This is a genomic window from Thaumasiovibrio subtropicus, from assembly GCF_019703835.1.
Classification (GTDB): Bacteria; Pseudomonadota; Gammaproteobacteria; order Enterobacterales; family Vibrionaceae; genus Thaumasiovibrio; species Thaumasiovibrio subtropicus.
The window spans coordinates 963,803-980,237 of record NZ_AP023055.1 but is presented as its reverse complement, the minus strand read 5'-3'; the positions used below and the strand labels follow the sequence as shown (position 1 = coordinate 980,237).

22 protein-coding genes are annotated in these 16,435 nt (G+C 43.8%); 12 read left to right on the top strand and 10 right to left on the bottom strand.

Annotation, left to right across the window (positions count from 1 at the left end; all coding sequences use genetic code 11):
• The first annotated feature begins 55 nt into the window (after window positions 1–55).
• The 4 genes from TSUB_RS20775 (at window position 56) to TSUB_RS20760 (ending at window position 2,468) form a co-directional block, all read left to right on the top strand.
• Window positions 56–1,198 carry a phage/plasmid replication protein, II/X family gene (locus TSUB_RS20775; RefSeq protein WP_087016515.1) on the top strand — a complete coding sequence of 381 codons (1,143 nt, stop codon included), beginning with the start codon at window positions 56–58 and terminating at the stop codon, window positions 1,196–1,198.
• A 26-nt stretch (window positions 1,199–1,224) separates the two neighbouring features.
• Entirely contained in the window at window positions 1,225–1,506 is a 282-nt protein-coding gene (locus TSUB_RS20770) for a single-stranded DNA-binding protein (protein WP_087016516.1), read from the top strand.
• Window positions 1,507–1,573: 67 nt separating this feature from the next.
• Window positions 1,574–2,293 carry a helix-turn-helix domain-containing protein gene (locus tag TSUB_RS20765; protein ID WP_087016517.1) on the top strand — a complete coding sequence of 240 codons (720 nt, stop codon included), beginning with the start codon at window positions 1,574–1,576 and terminating at the stop codon, window positions 2,291–2,293.
• Window positions 2,286–2,468, top strand: a complete 183-nt coding sequence (locus tag TSUB_RS20760; RefSeq protein ID WP_087016518.1) for a hypothetical protein — start codon at window positions 2,286–2,288, stop codon at window positions 2,466–2,468. The genes TSUB_RS20765 and TSUB_RS20760 overlap by 8 nt, the downstream gene beginning before the upstream one ends.
• 866 nt (window positions 2,469–3,334) lie before the next feature.
• On the opposite strand, the gene TSUB_RS20755 is transcribed toward TSUB_RS20760, so the two are convergent.
• Window positions 3,335–3,862: a helix-turn-helix domain-containing protein gene (locus tag TSUB_RS20755; protein WP_246616469.1), complete on the bottom strand. Its 528-nt coding sequence runs from the start codon at window positions 3,860–3,862 to the stop codon at window positions 3,335–3,337.
• A gap of 125 nt (window positions 3,863–3,987) precedes the next feature.
• Here TSUB_RS20755 and TSUB_RS20750 point away from each other — a divergent pair, with 125 nt between their 5' ends.
• The 5 genes from TSUB_RS20750 (at window position 3,988) to TSUB_RS25105 (ending at window position 7,008) form a co-directional block, all read left to right on the top strand.
• Window positions 3,988–5,130 (top strand): phage/plasmid replication protein, II/X family, encoded by a 1,143-nt coding sequence (locus TSUB_RS20750; RefSeq protein ID WP_087016515.1) that lies wholly within the window; start codon window positions 3,988–3,990, stop codon window positions 5,128–5,130.
• A gap of 26 nt (window positions 5,131–5,156) precedes the next feature.
• Window positions 5,157–5,438, top strand: a complete 282-nt coding sequence (locus TSUB_RS20745) for a single-stranded DNA-binding protein (protein ID WP_087016516.1) — start codon at window positions 5,157–5,159, stop codon at window positions 5,436–5,438.
• Between the two features lie 67 nt (window positions 5,439–5,505).
• Complete coding sequence (locus TSUB_RS20740) at window positions 5,506–6,225, top strand: helix-turn-helix domain-containing protein (protein ID WP_087016517.1); 720 nt, start codon at window positions 5,506–5,508, stop codon at window positions 6,223–6,225.
• Window positions 6,218–6,400, top strand: a complete 183-nt coding sequence (locus tag TSUB_RS20735) for a hypothetical protein (protein ID WP_087016518.1) — start codon at window positions 6,218–6,220, stop codon at window positions 6,398–6,400. Before TSUB_RS20740 ends, TSUB_RS20735 begins: the two co-directional genes overlap by 8 nt.
• Window positions 6,401–6,789: 389 nt before the next feature.
• Entirely contained in the window at window positions 6,790–7,008 is a 219-nt protein-coding gene (locus TSUB_RS25105; RefSeq protein ID WP_246616470.1) for a DUF3653 domain-containing protein, read from the top strand.
• Between the two features lie 449 nt (window positions 7,009–7,457).
• Here TSUB_RS25105 and TSUB_RS20725 read toward each other — a convergent pair whose 3' ends face one another.
• The 8 genes from TSUB_RS20725 to TSUB_RS20695 form a co-directional block, all read right to left on the bottom strand.
• A complete protein-coding gene (locus TSUB_RS20725; protein ID WP_087023011.1) occupies window positions 7,458–8,648 on the bottom strand; it encodes a zonular occludens toxin domain-containing protein in 1,191 nt (396 codons plus the stop codon).
• Window position 8,649: 1 nt separating this feature from the next.
• Entirely contained in the window at window positions 8,650–8,970 is a 321-nt protein-coding gene (locus tag TSUB_RS20720; RefSeq protein ID WP_087023013.1) for a DUF2523 family protein, read from the bottom strand.
• Between the two features lies 1 nt (window position 8,971).
• Window positions 8,972–10,567 (bottom strand): hypothetical protein, encoded by a 1,596-nt coding sequence (locus TSUB_RS20715; RefSeq protein WP_159064952.1) that lies wholly within the window; start codon window positions 10,565–10,567, stop codon window positions 8,972–8,974.
• A gap of 137 nt (window positions 10,568–10,704) precedes the next feature.
• Window positions 10,705–10,839, bottom strand: coding sequence for a hypothetical protein (locus TSUB_RS25215; protein ID WP_281422936.1), 135 nt, complete (start codon window positions 10,837–10,839; stop codon window positions 10,705–10,707).
• A gap of 243 nt (window positions 10,840–11,082) precedes the next feature.
• Window positions 11,083–11,409, bottom strand: a complete 327-nt coding sequence (locus TSUB_RS20710) for a DNA-binding protein (protein WP_087023019.1) — start codon at window positions 11,407–11,409, stop codon at window positions 11,083–11,085.
• Window positions 11,399–12,619, bottom strand: a complete 1,221-nt coding sequence (locus TSUB_RS20705) for a replication initiation factor domain-containing protein (RefSeq protein ID WP_087023021.1) — start codon at window positions 12,617–12,619, stop codon at window positions 11,399–11,401. The genes TSUB_RS20710 and TSUB_RS20705 overlap by 11 nt, the downstream gene beginning before the upstream one ends.
• On the bottom strand, window positions 12,616–12,813 hold the full coding sequence (locus tag TSUB_RS20700) for a hypothetical protein (RefSeq protein ID WP_087023023.1): 198 nt from the start codon (window positions 12,811–12,813) through the stop codon (window positions 12,616–12,618). The genes TSUB_RS20705 and TSUB_RS20700 overlap by 4 nt, the downstream gene beginning before the upstream one ends.
• On the bottom strand, window positions 12,810–13,094 hold the full coding sequence (locus TSUB_RS20695) for a hypothetical protein (protein ID WP_159064953.1): 285 nt from the start codon (window positions 13,092–13,094) through the stop codon (window positions 12,810–12,812). Before TSUB_RS20695 ends, TSUB_RS20700 begins: the two co-directional genes overlap by 4 nt.
• A 117-nt stretch (window positions 13,095–13,211) precedes the next feature.
• On the opposite strand from TSUB_RS20695, the gene TSUB_RS20690 reads away from it, so the two are divergent.
• The gene (locus TSUB_RS20690; protein WP_221274593.1) at window positions 13,212–13,574 is read left to right on the top strand and encodes a hypothetical protein; all 363 of its coding nucleotides are present in this window, start codon (window positions 13,212–13,214) and stop codon (window positions 13,572–13,574) included.
• A 719-nt stretch (window positions 13,575–14,293) separates the two neighbouring features.
• On the opposite strand, the gene TSUB_RS20685 is transcribed toward TSUB_RS20690, so the two are convergent.
• Window positions 14,294–14,821 (bottom strand): helix-turn-helix domain-containing protein, encoded by a 528-nt coding sequence (locus TSUB_RS20685; RefSeq protein ID WP_246616469.1) that lies wholly within the window; start codon window positions 14,819–14,821, stop codon window positions 14,294–14,296.
• 125 nt (window positions 14,822–14,946) lie between these two features.
• On the opposite strand from TSUB_RS20685, the gene TSUB_RS20680 reads away from it, so the two are divergent.
• Both TSUB_RS20680 and TSUB_RS20675 read left to right on the top strand, forming a co-directional pair.
• Window positions 14,947–16,089, top strand: coding sequence for a phage/plasmid replication protein, II/X family (locus TSUB_RS20680; RefSeq protein WP_087016515.1), 1,143 nt, complete (start codon window positions 14,947–14,949; stop codon window positions 16,087–16,089).
• Between the two features lie 26 nt (window positions 16,090–16,115).
• Window positions 16,116–16,397, top strand: a complete 282-nt coding sequence (locus TSUB_RS20675) for a single-stranded DNA-binding protein (RefSeq protein WP_087016516.1) — start codon at window positions 16,116–16,118, stop codon at window positions 16,395–16,397.
• The last annotated feature ends 38 nt before the right edge of the window (window positions 16,398–16,435 follow it).

Sequence of the window (16,435 nt, the reverse complement as noted above, 5' to 3'; positions counted from 1 at the left end):
ATGTTGGCAAACACAAAAATGTAAGTTTAACTTCTTGACAGGGTTTTCTGAGAGCATGTTTTTTATAGACCAACTTTTTATGCAGCAAGACCATCATGAAGGTGGTCTTCCGCTTGTTGGCCGACATGTTATTGAACGGGTAGAGCTAGAAACAGGTGAAAAGCTTCCTCCATCTGTTAATCAGAAAGTATTGGAAGGTTCATTCAGTACTAAGTTGACCGTTCGTTGTGATGGTATGCGTGTGCGTGTTGAGGGGAACCCGTCTCGCTGGCAAAGGGTGGATAATGTGTTCGGCCTTCAGACACTGGATGAGTGTGTTGAGGTCTATAACCATGTTCTGGCCTCGTTCGACTTACCATTGTTTACCAAGAACACACGATTACACCACCGCCAAACTCCAGAGAGCAAAGCGTCTTCATTGGTTGGTGATGGGGCGGAAATCACCTTGATAGATTGGACTCGAAATCACTCAGTAGGCAAGGGCAAGGAGCAGTCATTTATCCGAGGCTTGTCATCAATGCAGATAGGGCGTGGTCGAAAACCGAAACTCTATCCAGATGGACAAACATGTAACTGGGGTGAAGGGTCTACGTGGGTGATGAGTAAGCTCTATAACAAGGCTGTTGAGCTACAACGACACTTAAAGAAAGACCAAAGAAAGAAGCTAGGCGTCGCACCTGAAATCGTTGAATACATAAAAAATTTAATCGACTACTGCGAATCGACGGGCGTCGTTCGTGAAGAGCACAGTTTAAGACAAACCATGTTGAAACGACATAACCTCCAGTTCTATGGAATCGTCACCGAAAAAGACTTCTATCCGCACTTACAAGACATTGAGAATGCCATGAATACAATCCAGATATCCCATGACGAACACCAGTCTATAGCTCATCAATTACTAGCCGCAGGCGCGGTCGATACCATGCGGAAAGCCAATGTCACTATGCATTATTTTACCATGTGGCAACTTGGTGAAGACCTACGTCAGGTTCTCTCTGAAAGACAGTTTTATGAGCATAAAGCGCGCTTAAAAGTCATTGGTATCGATATAGGTCAGATGTTCGATGTCAGCCGTATGTGTCCGACGCTTAAACGCTCTGAGCGCATTGAAGTACAGCCGCTAACTGCACCGGACTGGTACAAGATGCCAGTCGTTGCCGAATCAAACGTATTGCCATTTAAAGCTATCGCTTAACAACAACCAATCTAGGAGCAATCACCATGTTAAAAATCGAAATCTTCCAAGACGATGTGAAAATTAATACACGTATATCCCCTGGTAAGGAAGGAAAGCCACCGCGAACGATCAGGGAGCAAGATGCTTATGCTCATATCTCAGGTCGCTTTCCTACGTTAATGAAATTACAAGTTGAGGAGGGGCAACCGCCTTATGAAGCCGGAGTTTATACAGTTCATAGCTCTAGTTTTGTTGTTAATAACTTTGGTGCACTTGAATTAAAAAGGTTCGGGCAAATGATAGAACCGTTGGAACTGGAGCTTTAAGGAAAGGGTGCGCCAAGGTCTCTCACCACCTTGGCGCGTTCCACAATCATGGCTAGGAGGCCAAATCATGGAAGGCACTAATTTATCACAACCGGCATGTATGTTCAGCGACTTACTGAAGAAGGTTAAACCTGACAACATACAGGAAAATATCAATACACTTCATAAGCCTACATCTACATCGTCCAAACCACAGCCTAAGATTAGGCGCTACACTAAGCTTGAAATTAGACAATTAAAAGAGATGGTAGAGCAGGGGAAAACCATTAAGCAAATTGCTAGGAAATTAGAGCGTTCTCCATCATCAATCCGCGTCAAACTGAAAGCCCTTGGTGTTACAACTAGCCCAAAGGTGCCTCAAGACAAAGTTGAGTATATTGCTCGTCACTACGCATTATACGGCGCGAAAGCTATCGCTGATAAACTTCGAATATCAGTTGATAAAGTGCGTCGTGTTGCGGGTTCACTTGGGCTCAGTTATAAGTCGCGTAATGCTTATAATCCACCGTTACCACGTAGTCCGTTACCGTATGAGATGACACAGCGTGTGGCTTTTTTACAGCGCGATAATCCATTATCGAAAGACAAGGTAGATGACTGTGTGATGCTGCTTTATAACACGCAAGGTCCATCAACTCCGATGATAGCTATCCACATGAATGACTTAATGATGGCGGTTGAAGATCACTTCGAACGTCGTCGTGGTGTTGTCAGTTCTGCATGTATGTTCGGTTGGCGACGTAAACAGAATATAAGCGATTCCATGTTGGAGAAAAACGATGAATGAGTATGATGAAGAACGTTACTGTATCTGCGGTGACTGTGGTGCCATCGTTGCTTTTACTCATGAACTACACAATGAAGAAAAGCTGTGTTCATGTGGTGGTCAAATGTGTGGCTGTGACTTCTGCAATGAGAAGTATGCTAGTCATCTTAATCCAATCCTGATAAACAAAATCTAGTTGTAATAAGGTACTGGTCAGTGAGCAACACGCATCATCGTTGCTTGCTGGTCAGTGCTCGACAAGTGATAACGCGTCAGAAAAGATTTAATAATCATGGCGTTACAACGTCCCAGTGCGTATTAGATGTACTGACATTATGTTGAGTGGTTGCGGTCAGTATCATTGCGCCAGCACTGACCGACTTTTGAGCCAGTAAGAGTGGGCGAGTGAAGTGCTCATTGTGGTTGTCAGCTTGCTGGCAAACGACATGCCGAGAGGGAGAATCGCTTACCAGCAAAAGCCCGTACACATAATGTTTCTAATACGCACTAAGGGGATAGGTGCGACGTCTTAATTCCTTTCTTCATACTTTTCATGAACAAAAGCACGCTTTGTCGTGGCTTCCTTTTTCGGTGTGGTTTCAATGTGGGTTCGAATGATGGCCTGCGCTCTCATCACCGCCAAGCGCTCGATGTTTCCTCTGTTCTTGATCTATCCAAAAATAAAAACCGCTTCACTACTAAGCTCGCTCTTTGCTGAATCTTCAACAACTCGGATTTTGACTGTCGAATGACAAGAGAAAGCATCAGCAAGAGAGTGATAGAGTGAGGTGAGAAGAGAGAAAATCGCACGGGGATGTGGGCGAAGCTTGCTGCCCAGACCTGTGCGCTTTTCTCGAACCACATACTTTAATAGTGGTTTATGGTCGGAATATCATATTCTTCTTACTGGCTTTCTCAGACTGGACTGTTACTGAAATGTTATCAAAGCAAGTTGGGGTTTCTGTTACACCCCAACTAACTGCGGAATTCCGCATAACTTCACTATCTCAAGTATGAAAAAAACCGCACCGGCATAAGCAGTGCGGTTTTGATTTTAAGTGATTAGATCTCGGATTTAAGGTAGTTGTCTACACCTTCCTGACCTTCTGCTTCATATATATCAGATAAAATCTCGTTCCGCTCTTGGCGTTTTTTGTACTCTAAATAAGCAAACCAATTCTCTTTTTCTGCTTCATCGATCACCATCCAGTGCTCTTCTGCTTGTTGTCTTAGTAGCTCATGCTCAAGTTTATCTAATAGCCCTTTTTTGTCAGGGATGTAATCGTAGACGGTCGAGAAAAATGCCACATCATCGAGTTTCATTTTTATGCTGGCGATTTTCTTCATGAAATCCATTTTAGAGACATTGGCCGAGTTAAGTTCTCCACGGCAAATTTCGCCTTCGGTTACGAGCAAAATCTCAGCGAGTTTACTTACATCACGAGCTTTGGGCTCTGTGACGCCTCGTTCCCACTTGCTAACTGTTTGAACAGTTACATTCATCTGCTCTGCAATATCTTCCTGCTTAATACTCAGTGCTAAACGTCGGTCTTTAAGCACTTCACCAATACTCATCGTTAAGTCATCCATATCCACACCTATTAATGTTTAAGTTTACACCTACCTTTATATACCTTATGATTGGCATATACAAGTGTGTATGTTGGCAAACACAAAAATGTAAGTTTAACTTCTTGACAGGGTTTTCTGAGAGCATGTTTTTTATAGACCAACTTTTTATGCAGCAAGACCATCATGAAGGTGGTCTTCCGCTTGTTGGCCGACATGTTATTGAACGGGTAGAGCTAGAAACAGGTGAAAAGCTTCCTCCATCTGTTAATCAGAAAGTATTGGAAGGTTCATTCAGTACTAAGTTGACCGTTCGTTGTGATGGTATGCGTGTGCGTGTTGAGGGGAACCCGTCTCGCTGGCAAAGGGTGGATAATGTGTTCGGCCTTCAGACACTGGATGAGTGTGTTGAGGTCTATAACCATGTTCTGGCCTCGTTCGACTTACCATTGTTTACCAAGAACACACGATTACACCACCGCCAAACTCCAGAGAGCAAAGCGTCTTCATTGGTTGGTGATGGGGCGGAAATCACCTTGATAGATTGGACTCGAAATCACTCAGTAGGCAAGGGCAAGGAGCAGTCATTTATCCGAGGCTTGTCATCAATGCAGATAGGGCGTGGTCGAAAACCGAAACTCTATCCAGATGGACAAACATGTAACTGGGGTGAAGGGTCTACGTGGGTGATGAGTAAGCTCTATAACAAGGCTGTTGAGCTACAACGACACTTAAAGAAAGACCAAAGAAAGAAGCTAGGCGTCGCACCTGAAATCGTTGAATACATAAAAAATTTAATCGACTACTGCGAATCGACGGGCGTCGTTCGTGAAGAGCACAGTTTAAGACAAACCATGTTGAAACGACATAACCTCCAGTTCTATGGAATCGTCACCGAAAAAGACTTCTATCCGCACTTACAAGACATTGAGAATGCCATGAATACAATCCAGATATCCCATGACGAACACCAGTCTATAGCTCATCAATTACTGGCCGCAGGCGCGGTCGATACCATGCGGAAAGCCAATGTCACTATGCATTATTTTACCATGTGGCAACTTGGTGAAGACCTACGTCAGGTTCTCTCTGAAAGACAGTTTTATGAGCATAAAGCGCGCTTAAAAGTCATTGGTATCGATATAGGTCAGATGTTCGATGTCAGCCGTATGTGTCCGACGCTTAAACGCTCTGAGCGCATTGAAGTACAGCCGCTAACTGCACCGGACTGGTACAAGATGCCAGTCGTTGCCGAATCAAACGTATTGCCATTTAAAGCTATCGCTTAACAACAACCAATCTAGGAGCAATCACCATGTTAAAAATCGAAATCTTCCAAGACGATGTGAAAATTAATACACGTATATCCCCTGGTAAGGAAGGAAAGCCACCGCGAACGATCAGGGAGCAAGATGCTTATGCTCATATCTCAGGTCGCTTTCCTACGTTAATGAAATTACAAGTTGAGGAGGGGCAACCGCCTTATGAAGCCGGAGTTTATACAGTTCATAGCTCTAGTTTTGTTGTTAATAACTTTGGTGCACTTGAATTAAAAAGGTTCGGGCAAATGATAGAACCGTTGGAACTGGAGCTTTAAGGAAAGGGTGCGCCAAGGTCTCTCACCACCTTGGCGCGTTCCACAATCATGGCTAGGAGGCCAAATCATGGAAGGCACTAATTTATCACAACCGGCATGTATGTTCAGCGACTTACTGAAGAAGGTTAAACCTGACAACATACAGGAAAATATCAATACACTTCATAAGCCTACATCTACATCGTCCAAACCACAGCCTAAGATTAGGCGCTACACTAAGCTTGAAATTAGACAATTAAAAGAGATGGTAGAGCAGGGGAAAACCATTAAGCAAATTGCTAGGAAATTAGAGCGTTCTCCATCATCAATCCGCGTCAAACTGAAAGCCCTTGGTGTTACAACTAGCCCAAAGGTGCCTCAAGACAAAGTTGAGTATATTGCTCGTCACTACGCATTATACGGCGCGAAAGCTATCGCTGATAAACTTCGAATATCAGTTGATAAAGTGCGTCGTGTTGCGGGTTCACTTGGGCTCAGTTATAAGTCGCGTAATGCTTATAATCCACCGTTACCACGTAGTCCGTTACCGTATGAGATGACACAGCGTGTGGCTTTTTTACAGCGCGATAATCCATTATCGAAAGACAAGGTAGATGACTGTGTGATGCTGCTTTATAACACGCAAGGTCCATCAACTCCGATGATAGCTATCCACATGAATGACTTAATGATGGCGGTTGAAGATCACTTCGAACGTCGTCGTGGTGTTGTCAGTTCTGCATGTATGTTCGGTTGGCGACGTAAACAGAATATAAGCGATTCCATGTTGGAGAAAAACGATGAATGAGTATGATGAAGAACGTTACTGTATCTGCGGTGACTGTGGTGCCATCGTTGCTTTTACTCATGAACTACACAATGAAGAAAAGCTGTGTTCATGTGGTGGTCAAATGTGTGGCTGTGACTTCTGCAATGAGAAGTATGCTAGTCATCTTAATCCAATCCTGATAAACAAAATCTAGTTGTAATAAGGTACTGGTCAGTGAGCAACACGCATCATCGTTGCTTGCTGGTCAGTGCTCGACAAGTGATAACGCGTCAGAAAAGATTTAATAATCATGGCGTTACAACGTCCCAGTGCGTATCGCTTATGTTAAATAGGTTAGCTAACTCGAAAATCGTTTCAAAACAATTGTTTACAATCCTTCTTTTGGAGAAATTATCAAAGGAAAGGTAAGAGATAATGCACATAAATACGAAGAATTTTAGATACAGACAAAAGAATGTATATTTTCGTGAAGTTGTATGTGGATTGACCGTTGAAGAGGCCGCCGCGCTATGTTTTAAAACTGCGAGCTGTGTCAAAAAATGGGACTCGGGAAAAGAGATACCACCGATATGCAAAAGGCTAATGCGAATGGCGAAGGGGCGGACATTACAGTGGTTCGATGAAGAGTGGCAAGACTGGAAATTCAACGGAAAGTATTTGATAACGCCGGAGGGGTGGGAGTTAAAGCCACATCAAGTCGTCACAGGGTACTATCTACTGCAAATAGGAGCAGAGCCGGACATCTCCGAAGTGACAACGCTAATGAAGACCGCCAGAGCTTTGCAAAGGTATTTAAGATAAAGAGACTAGAGGAGGGCGCCCTTTGAGGCGACCTGATTTTAAGAGCAAAAGCGGGACAGCGAATAAAAGAGAGTTATGTGTGTGGGGGAGTTTCTTCCCCCCGTTTTACTAGACGGGGGGCGCCCACCGACAGAACCGCAGAGCAAAAAGAGCAAAAGCGGGCTTATTAGGGCAAGGGGAGTGAGGGGTGGTAAGTGAGCCAAAAGAGACGATGCTAAGCATGCGCAGCGATGATGCGATACACCAAAGCTCATTCGAACCCACATTGATGCAAAATCGAAAAATGAGACGCCCACGAAGCGCGCTCTTGCTCAGTTAGCGTCCTGAGAGTGAGGGATAAGCGTCGCACCTATGAGCACATCAAGGGCGGGTAGAGGGCATTTAGGGGATAGGGTGCCCATATAGCAAATTAGGACAACCTCCCCGCAAGCGGGGTCCCCTCCTAATTTCTATATAGGCATTGCATCATCAAGAGTTATAAAGCCAGAATCATCTGATTTGTATACATCTCTACGGCAAAACGCATATATCTCTTCATTCTCATACGTCAACTTGCTAACGCACTCATCATAGACAGTGACCGTGTAACCCATCTTTTCTATTGCCTTCTTTGTGAGTTGAAATTGCTCGTTGCCACTAGAATACATAGAATAGTAGACTTTTGTGTAATTAAGAGAAGGGTCATAAGTCTCCACGCTTTCAAACTTAACCGCTTGGCTGATATATCCTTTTGTGTAGATTCGAAACTCCGAAAGAGGGTGTTTTTTTGAAGACTCTGAATGTTCTTTATTATTTTCTTGAGTTGGCTCTGTTATTGATTCCGGATTTTCAATGGATGAACTAAGTTGCTCGATGGTATTTATTTCGATTTCTTCAATCTGATTCGTCTCGAATGACTCATCTTTAACTTTCTCCTCGGTTCCTTTATTAAGAATACTTGACATTGATGAAGCGGCAAAATATAGAGTAATAGGCAACAACACAGCAGGCGCTAAAACGTACCATTTTTTCCAAATAGGCGTTATATCACTACTTCCTTGCTCATTAACAGAGCCTTTAGAGGCAGTGTGAGACTTATAGAACTTAAAGTAGCGCTTTTCATACTTTCTTATCTCCTCTTTAACGACAGCGCCAGTAACACCATCTTGCACCTTATACACATAACGATTATCAGCACCAAGAGCAGAAGCTTTTTGACAACGATAGCAGTTTTGAACCATGTCACACACGTCCCTGTGTAACTTCTTGTGACTCTGAGTAATAAACGTAATGTCATAGCCGTGATGTCGATGCATAGATAAGAATTCAAGCGTTTTAACATCAGCGCCTTGGCGTGGTAGCACCATATGGCACTCATCAACAACAATTAACGGCGCACGGCCATGACTGTCACGCCAGTCAGACTGGTAATGCTCAGGAGCCGAAAAAGCACGGTCGCGGTTTCCGTATTGGTCGTAGTTGGTTTCAACGATTTTAATAAGATAACGACACTGCTCGCCGTACACTGCGCAGAACTGGTCAACTTCAAGAGGGAGATTAGTTATCACCATGCGCCCCGTCTCGATAGCAGGAATGACATGCGTCTTTACCGCCTCGTAACTCTTTCCGCCACCTGGTCTACCCACAATTAGATTTAACATATTATGACCCCAATCGAACAAAAGGAATAAGCTGCAAGATAATACGAATTCCGATAGCCACCATTATTATGTTCATTGCCTCAGGTATCCCAATTGCCCCCATTATTCCCGCAACCGCATCAGGAAGCATATCAACGTACGCTTTCAAATCGAACAAATCGAAAAGCCCTTCAAAAACAGCCTCAATCACGGGAATTAAAATATCAAAGAGTATTTCTATGATAATGAAGAGCAAATCAAGAAGGGCGTCTAGAAGCGTTTTCAAGACACGCAATATAAAGTCGAGCAAATATCGAAAAGACTCACCAATCCATTCAAACATATTAACCACCGAATACGAGCATACGAGCAACGAAAACTGAAGTAATTATGATGATGATACGAATGAAGCCCCAAACGCTATCAGGAACACTCAACTCATGACACCCAAAATTACCGAGGAAACCCAAGTTAAAACAAATACGCCAAGACGGTACGTGATTAGGAAGATTTATTTTAAATGTATCTAGGAACGAAAATATCTCACCGCTTTTAAATTCATCAATATAAGAAGTAAATATCACTTTATAGCCATTTGGATAAACAGACGTGTAAAAGCCCTTACATGATGAAAAATCTTCCTGACAAGGCGTAGACGTTTCTATTTTCAAGTTTGCAAGCGCGTCAATATTGCCCTCAATCGAATCAAGGCTTTGCTCGACACCAGTCAAATCAACCGCACCGGACGCGATTGACGCAAATCCCTCTCTATTCACCTCGATAAGCTCATCAAAGCCCGTGCCGACCGCAGACGATACCGAAGCAAATCCACTCTGGTTGTTATCGATAAGCTCTTGCACCTTCTCGTTTGTCGTGTTGATGCTCGCATCGATGCGTTCTAGATTTTCATTCGGGTCAATCGCCTCAATAGCCTGAACAACATCAACCGTTTGCTGATTCACCGAATCATTGACATCACCAAGCGCGTTAAGGTTTTCATTGCCGAGCGTGATAACCTCTGATTGATGTTTGTAGACATGGTCAAAATGAGTACCAAACTGCCCACGAATATCTTTAAGCACTGCAAGCTCTTGCTCTGTGAAGTTCGCCATATGCTCGATATGACTTGCGGAAGTTTTGTATGTCTCGAAGTACTTATCTACAAGAGAGTATTGCTTATCAAGTGCGAGTAGCTCATCTAGCTGATTAGTGCGGATGAAGCCCAAGTGCTCGGTTATCTGTTTGTTGTTCGCGTTGACGGCATCAATAAGTCTGTCAAAATCATCGCTACCAGTGTCACCACCAGAGCCACCATCAGCCCCGCCGTCACTCCCACTCCCACCATCGCCTTCAGAGCCCCCTCCTGTGTCACCAGTCCCTCCATCAGAGCCTGTTCCATCGCCGTCACCCGCTCCGGAATCTCCACCACTGCCACCATCGCCAGTATCACCGCCGCCAGAATTATCACCCGTTCCATTATCGCCTCCATTTATTTCTTCACATAACACGCTTGCTGTTCTTGTTTGGTTATCACATGACGGAGTTGCTCTGCGATTAACTTCAGACAGACAGATATCGATTTCAGACTCGATGTACGCTTTTGTTTCTGGTAAATCACAAAAAGGCACATCTGAATTACACTGAGTATCAGGATATGATGGCTCATCACCGCTAGGGCATGACCCTCCATATCGATGGACATCATAGTACGCAACAACATCCCCATACGGAACATTCCAAGAGCAACTTACAAGCTCGAATTGATGCTTGGGAGGTGGATACTTGCCAAGAATATTTACATCAAACTCTGAACTCACAGCATCAGCGCATGATGAAAAATAACGCGACATAGCCTTCTCGGTAACTCTCATAGTAATCCAGTCAGAAGCGAGCGAATCTAAAGAGAGAAAACAAAGAAATATAATCGTAAATCTGTTCATTTATAATGCGTCAAAAAAAAAGGAGCCGAAGCCCCTTACGTTTCAGACCATCCTTTTAGTGTGGCCTGTGCAATTAATACACCGACCAACACCAAAATGACATGTATTAAGCTATGCAGTAGCGGAGCCATACATATTTAAGCAGCACGAACAGCGCGCTTACCGAGCCCAATTCCCTTGAATCCCATAGCAATCAAAATAATTGTTGCGCCAGTAGCAGCAACAAAAGCAGAGACGGTTGTGAAATCGACAGCAGCAAAGATATCAGCCATAGTGTTTTTCCTCTTATAAAAGATTGATTAAGTATTTAACGATTTTTACTGGATAAGCACTGAAATAAGCACCCATCACAATACTAAAACCAAAACCTATCGACATTCCGGCAGATTCCGGTGTTAGTTCATAGCTCACCCAGAAGTCGTTATATTCTTGCAGCGTAAGTGCTACATACTGACAATTTTCTATATCAGAGCGTTGAATATAATTCTCCGAATCCCGAGCGAGACAAACTGGCATTATTTACCCTCGACCACATCCACATTGCGAGCATTATCGAGATTGTATTGAGCCTGAGCCCCTGAGTTACCCGCCCACGCAGATACCCAGACAGGAACGCGACAAACCTTACCTTTAAGGCTATTTAGATGTGCAGGCATACCGCTTTGAACAGCGTCTTTTGATAAGCGAACGATAACAGTCTGTGACTCGTTGCCGCCGAAGCCGTCATCCCTTGGTAGAACGATACCCAACTCATGAAGCTCTGTATTTTTAGCGCCGACAACACGAACACGAGCACCTTTAATAATTCCCGTTACTGTAACACCCATTTCTTTATTTTCCATGATTCTCAGTCCTATCGTATATATGTGGTTTCAATTGACTTGCAGGAATATCTAAGCCTTCAATGCCTTCATCTAGAGGCGGTATGTTTAATCTGTCTGGTATTTCATCTATTTCTAAATGCTGAGTCATTCGGTCAACAATCTCTTTATCAGTCTTACCCATGACATTGCGCATGAAATTAACTAATTTACCGAAGCCAACAGCCGCATTTTCTACAGCTAATTCTACAGAGCGGATATAAGTTCGCTTTGTTGTTTTTATTGGTTTTCCATCTTCTTTTAAAATAGCAGCGAGGGCAGGGTAGGCACCCGCGAAATAATCATCCGTTTCAGTTAAAGCCGAGAAAGGAATAACTCTATCTTTCGCCCTGAATTCTACTTCCCAGCGAACCCAGTCTGGATTATTTTCAGATTGAACCTGTTTTCCTTTTTCGTAACAGCGTAACATCTTGCCGTTTTCGCGCTTACCGACATAGAAAGTGCGACCGTCGCAAGCGTCCAGTTTCGACATTTTGCCGTGATTGAGTTGACCGCCAACGAATATTTTGTATTTTGGAGCCTTTCTGTTTGGCAAAGAGAAAAGATTGCGCTTATAAAGCTTTGAGCAAGTTGCAAAGTTCGCAGAGCCGTCGAGTGAATCATAAGCCAAATCTAAACGTGTCAGCTTTGCACCAGGGACGCTATCAAAGTAACGGCGAATACTGTGCATATCTACAGCGCGGCAACCCATCCCCGTCAAAGAGATATAGCAACCATTGTTCTTACAGCCCCAAGCGACTTTCCCGACATCTGAGCCATTGCAAAGAAGTGAAGCGGAGTAGTCATAGCCAAACAAGCCTTTTTCACGTTGCTGAATTTCCCACTCAGCACCCGTAATATCAAACTCTCGGTTAAACATCGCTATGAACTCAACAAGCTCTGCATGACACAGCTTATCAAGTGCAGCAAGTCCGACGTGGCTCAAAAGCTCTTTACGGCAATGGTTGTAGTCATGCTTAACGCCATCACTGTCAGCGCTGTACTCAAAATCGAACTCACTCAGAAGGCGCTTCAGCTCAGCGCGATAATCACAGCCGACGTCTTGCAACGCAATGCGCCCTTGATAGCTTGTCACCGCTTTAACGCTTGCACCTTGTCTAGCCAGCTCATTGATTTGATTTATCACGTCCGGCGTATAGCTAATGCTGAGGTAATCGACAAACGTTTTCATGCGAACGCCCCAGAGTCCCTAAGAGACTGCCAGTTATCTTGCGTTACCTCACAAAGTTCAAAGTTGCCGTTAGAGTAGCTGGACACAATATCAATCAGCTCAGAGTAAGCAGAAAAGAATTCAGGCTCACCATCGACAAGCACAAAGCCAGAGCCGTCTAGCTCAATTTCGTAATAGAAGATAACGACGCTCATCGAGAAGCCCCAAAGTCAAAAGCCTCTTGAGGGCGCGCTTTTATAGAGCGAGGTGACATGCGCTTAGGTGGTTGATATTTGAACGATTTAATACGCGTTTCAGCAGTCTTACCAGCGAAATCAAGTGCAGAGCGAAAGGCATCGTTTTTATCGAGGTTTGAGCCGTTTTCGTAGTAGTACTTTTCACCGACACGAGCATAGTAAGAGGCAGAAGCGCGAGGCAGGCCATTTTCAAGCAAGTGCTTTTCGATGTTCGTCCTTACAAAATCGTTCCATGACATAAGCAACCAATCCACCATAATTTCCAATTTCGGAAAGTGTAAATTCCGGATTTGGAAATTTCAAGATGACAATTCCGGAAAGTAATGCGCTATCATTAGCTCAGGAGGTATTGATTTATGTACACAAACTATCTGTTAGATGCCTATAAACAGGCGAAAAACTACGTACAAGACAAGCAAATTGCACATGATTTGGGCGTGAGCGGTAGCCAAATAACCAAAATCAGACAAGGACATCGATTTCTTCCGGAAAATCAAGTAATTATGTTGGCGAAAGAAGCAAACATAGACTTAGAAGAAGCCATCTTGGGGCTAGCTGCTGATAAATCAAAGACTTACGAAGCGAAAAAAATTCTCGAAGGGATTTTGGAAAAGCTACAAAGGCAAGGAATTAGCCGCTATGTCCATGTTATTTCAGGAATTATGGCTGGTTACATTGTCACGCTTGAGTACGCATTAGATGTACTGACATTATGTTGAGTGGTTGCGGTCAGTATCATTGCGCCAGCACTGACCGACTTTTGAGCCAGTAAGAGTGGGCGAGTGAAGTGCTCATTGTGGTTGTCAGCTTGCTGGCAAACGACATGCCGAGAGGGAGAATCGCTTACCAGCAAAAGCCCGTACACATAATGTTTCTAATACGCACTAAGGGGATAGGTGCGACGTCTTAATTCCTTTCTTCATACTTTTCATGAACAAAAGCACGCTTTGTCGTGGCTTCCTTTTTCGGTGTGGTTTCAATGTGGGTTCGAATGATGGCCTGCGCTCTCATCACCGCCAAGCGCTCGATGTTTCCTCTGTTCTTGATCTATCCAAAAATAAAAACCGCTTCACTACTAAGCTCGCTCTTTGCTGAATCTTCAACAACTCGGATTTTGACTGTCGAATGACAAGAGAAAGCATCAGCAAGAGAGTGATAGAGTGAGGTGAGAAGAGAGAAAATCGCACGGGGATGTGGGCGAAGCTTGCTGCCCAGACCTGTGCGCTTTCTCGAACCACATACTTTAATAGTGGTTTATGGTCGGAATATCATATTCTTCTTACTGGCTTTCTCAGACTGGACTGTTACTGAAATGTTATCAAAGCAAGTTGGGGTTTCTGTTACACCCCAACTAACTGCGGAATTCCGCATAACTTCACTATCTCAAGTATGAAAAAAACCGCACCGGCATAAGCAGTGCGGTTTTGATTTTAAGTGATTAGATCTCGGATTTAAGGTAGTTGTCTACACCTTCCTGACCTTCTGCTTCATATATATCAGATAAAATCTCGTTCCGCTCTTGGCGTTTTTTGTACTCTAAATAAGCAAACCAATTCTCTTTTTCTGCTTCATCGATCACCATCCAGTGCTCTTCTGCTTGTTGTCTTAGTAGCTCATGCTCAAGTTTATCTAATAGCCCTTTTTTGTCAGGGATGTAATCGTAGACGGTCGAGAAAAATGCCACATCATCGAGTTTCATTTTTATGCTGGCGATTTTCTTCATGAAATCCATTTTAGAGACATTGGCCGAGTTAAGTTCTCCACGGCAAATTTCGCCTTCGGTTACGAGCAAAATCTCAGCGAGTTTACTTACATCACGAGCTTTGGGCTCTGTGACGCCTCGTTCCCACTTGCTAACTGTTTGAACAGTTACATTCATCTGCTCTGCAATATCTTCCTGCTTAATACTCAGTGCTAAACGTCGGTCTTTAAGCACTTCACCAATACTCATCGTTAAGTCATCCATATCCACACCTATTAATGTTTAAGTTTACACCTACCTTTATATACCTTATGATTGGCATATACAAGTGTGTATGTTGGCAAACACAAAAATGTAAGTTTAACTTCTTGACAGGGTTTTCTGAGAGCATGTTTTTTATAGACCAACTTTTTATGCAGCAAGACCATCATGAAGGTGGTCTTCCGCTTGTTGGCCGACATGTTATTGAACGGGTAGAGCTAGAAACAGGTGAAAAGCTTCCTCCATCTGTTAATCAGAAAGTATTGGAAGGTTCATTCAGTACTAAGTTGACCGTTCGTTGTGATGGTATGCGTGTGCGTGTTGAGGGGAACCCGTCTCGCTGGCAAAGGGTGGATAATGTGTTCGGCCTTCAGACACTGGATGAGTGTGTTGAGGTCTATAACCATGTTCTGGCCTCGTTCGACTTACCATTGTTTACCAAGAACACACGATTACACCACCGCCAAACTCCAGAGAGCAAAGCGTCTTCATTGGTTGGTGATGGGGCGGAAATCACCTTGATAGATTGGACTCGAAATCACTCAGTAGGCAAGGGCAAGGAGCAGTCATTTATCCGAGGCTTGTCATCAATGCAGATAGGGCGTGGTCGAAAACCGAAACTCTATCCAGATGGACAAACATGTAACTGGGGTGAAGGGTCTACGTGGGTGATGAGTAAGCTCTATAACAAGGCTGTTGAGCTACAACGACACTTAAAGAAAGACCAAAGAAAGAAGCTAGGCGTCGCACCTGAAATCGTTGAATACATAAAAAATTTAATCGACTACTGCGAATCGACGGGCGTCGTTCGTGAAGAGCACAGTTTAAGACAAACCATGTTGAAACGACATAACCTCCAGTTCTATGGAATCGTCACCGAAAAAGACTTCTATCCGCACTTACAAGACATTGAGAATGCCATGAATACAATCCAGATATCCCATGACGAACACCAGTCTATAGCTCATCAATTACTGGCCGCAGGCGCGGTCGATACCATGCGGAAAGCCAATGTCACTATGCATTATTTTACCATGTGGCAACTTGGTGAAGACCTACGTCAGGTTCTCTCTGAAAGACAGTTTTATGAGCATAAAGCGCGCTTAAAAGTCATTGGTATCGATATAGGTCAGATGTTCGATGTCAGCCGTATGTGTCCGACGCTTAAACGCTCTGAGCGCATTGAAGTACAGCCGCTAACTGCACCGGACTGGTACAAGATGCCAGTCGTTGCCGAATCAAACGTATTGCCATTTAAAGCTATCGCTTAACAACAACCAATCTAGGAGCAATCACCATGTTAAAAATCGAAATCTTCCAAGACGATGTGAAAATTAATACACGTATATCCCCTGGTAAGGAAGGAAAGCCACCGCGAACGATCAGGGAGCAAGATGCTTATGCTCATATCTCAGGTCGCTTTCCTACGTTAATGAAATTACAAGTTGAGGAGGGGCAACCGCCTTATGAAGCCGGAGTTTATACAGTTCATAGCTCTAGTTTTGTTGTTAATAACTTTGGTGCACTTGAATTAAAAAGGTTCGGGCAAATGATAGAACCGTTGGAACTGGAGCTTTAAGGAAAGGGTGCGCCAAGGTCTCTCACCACCTTGGCGCG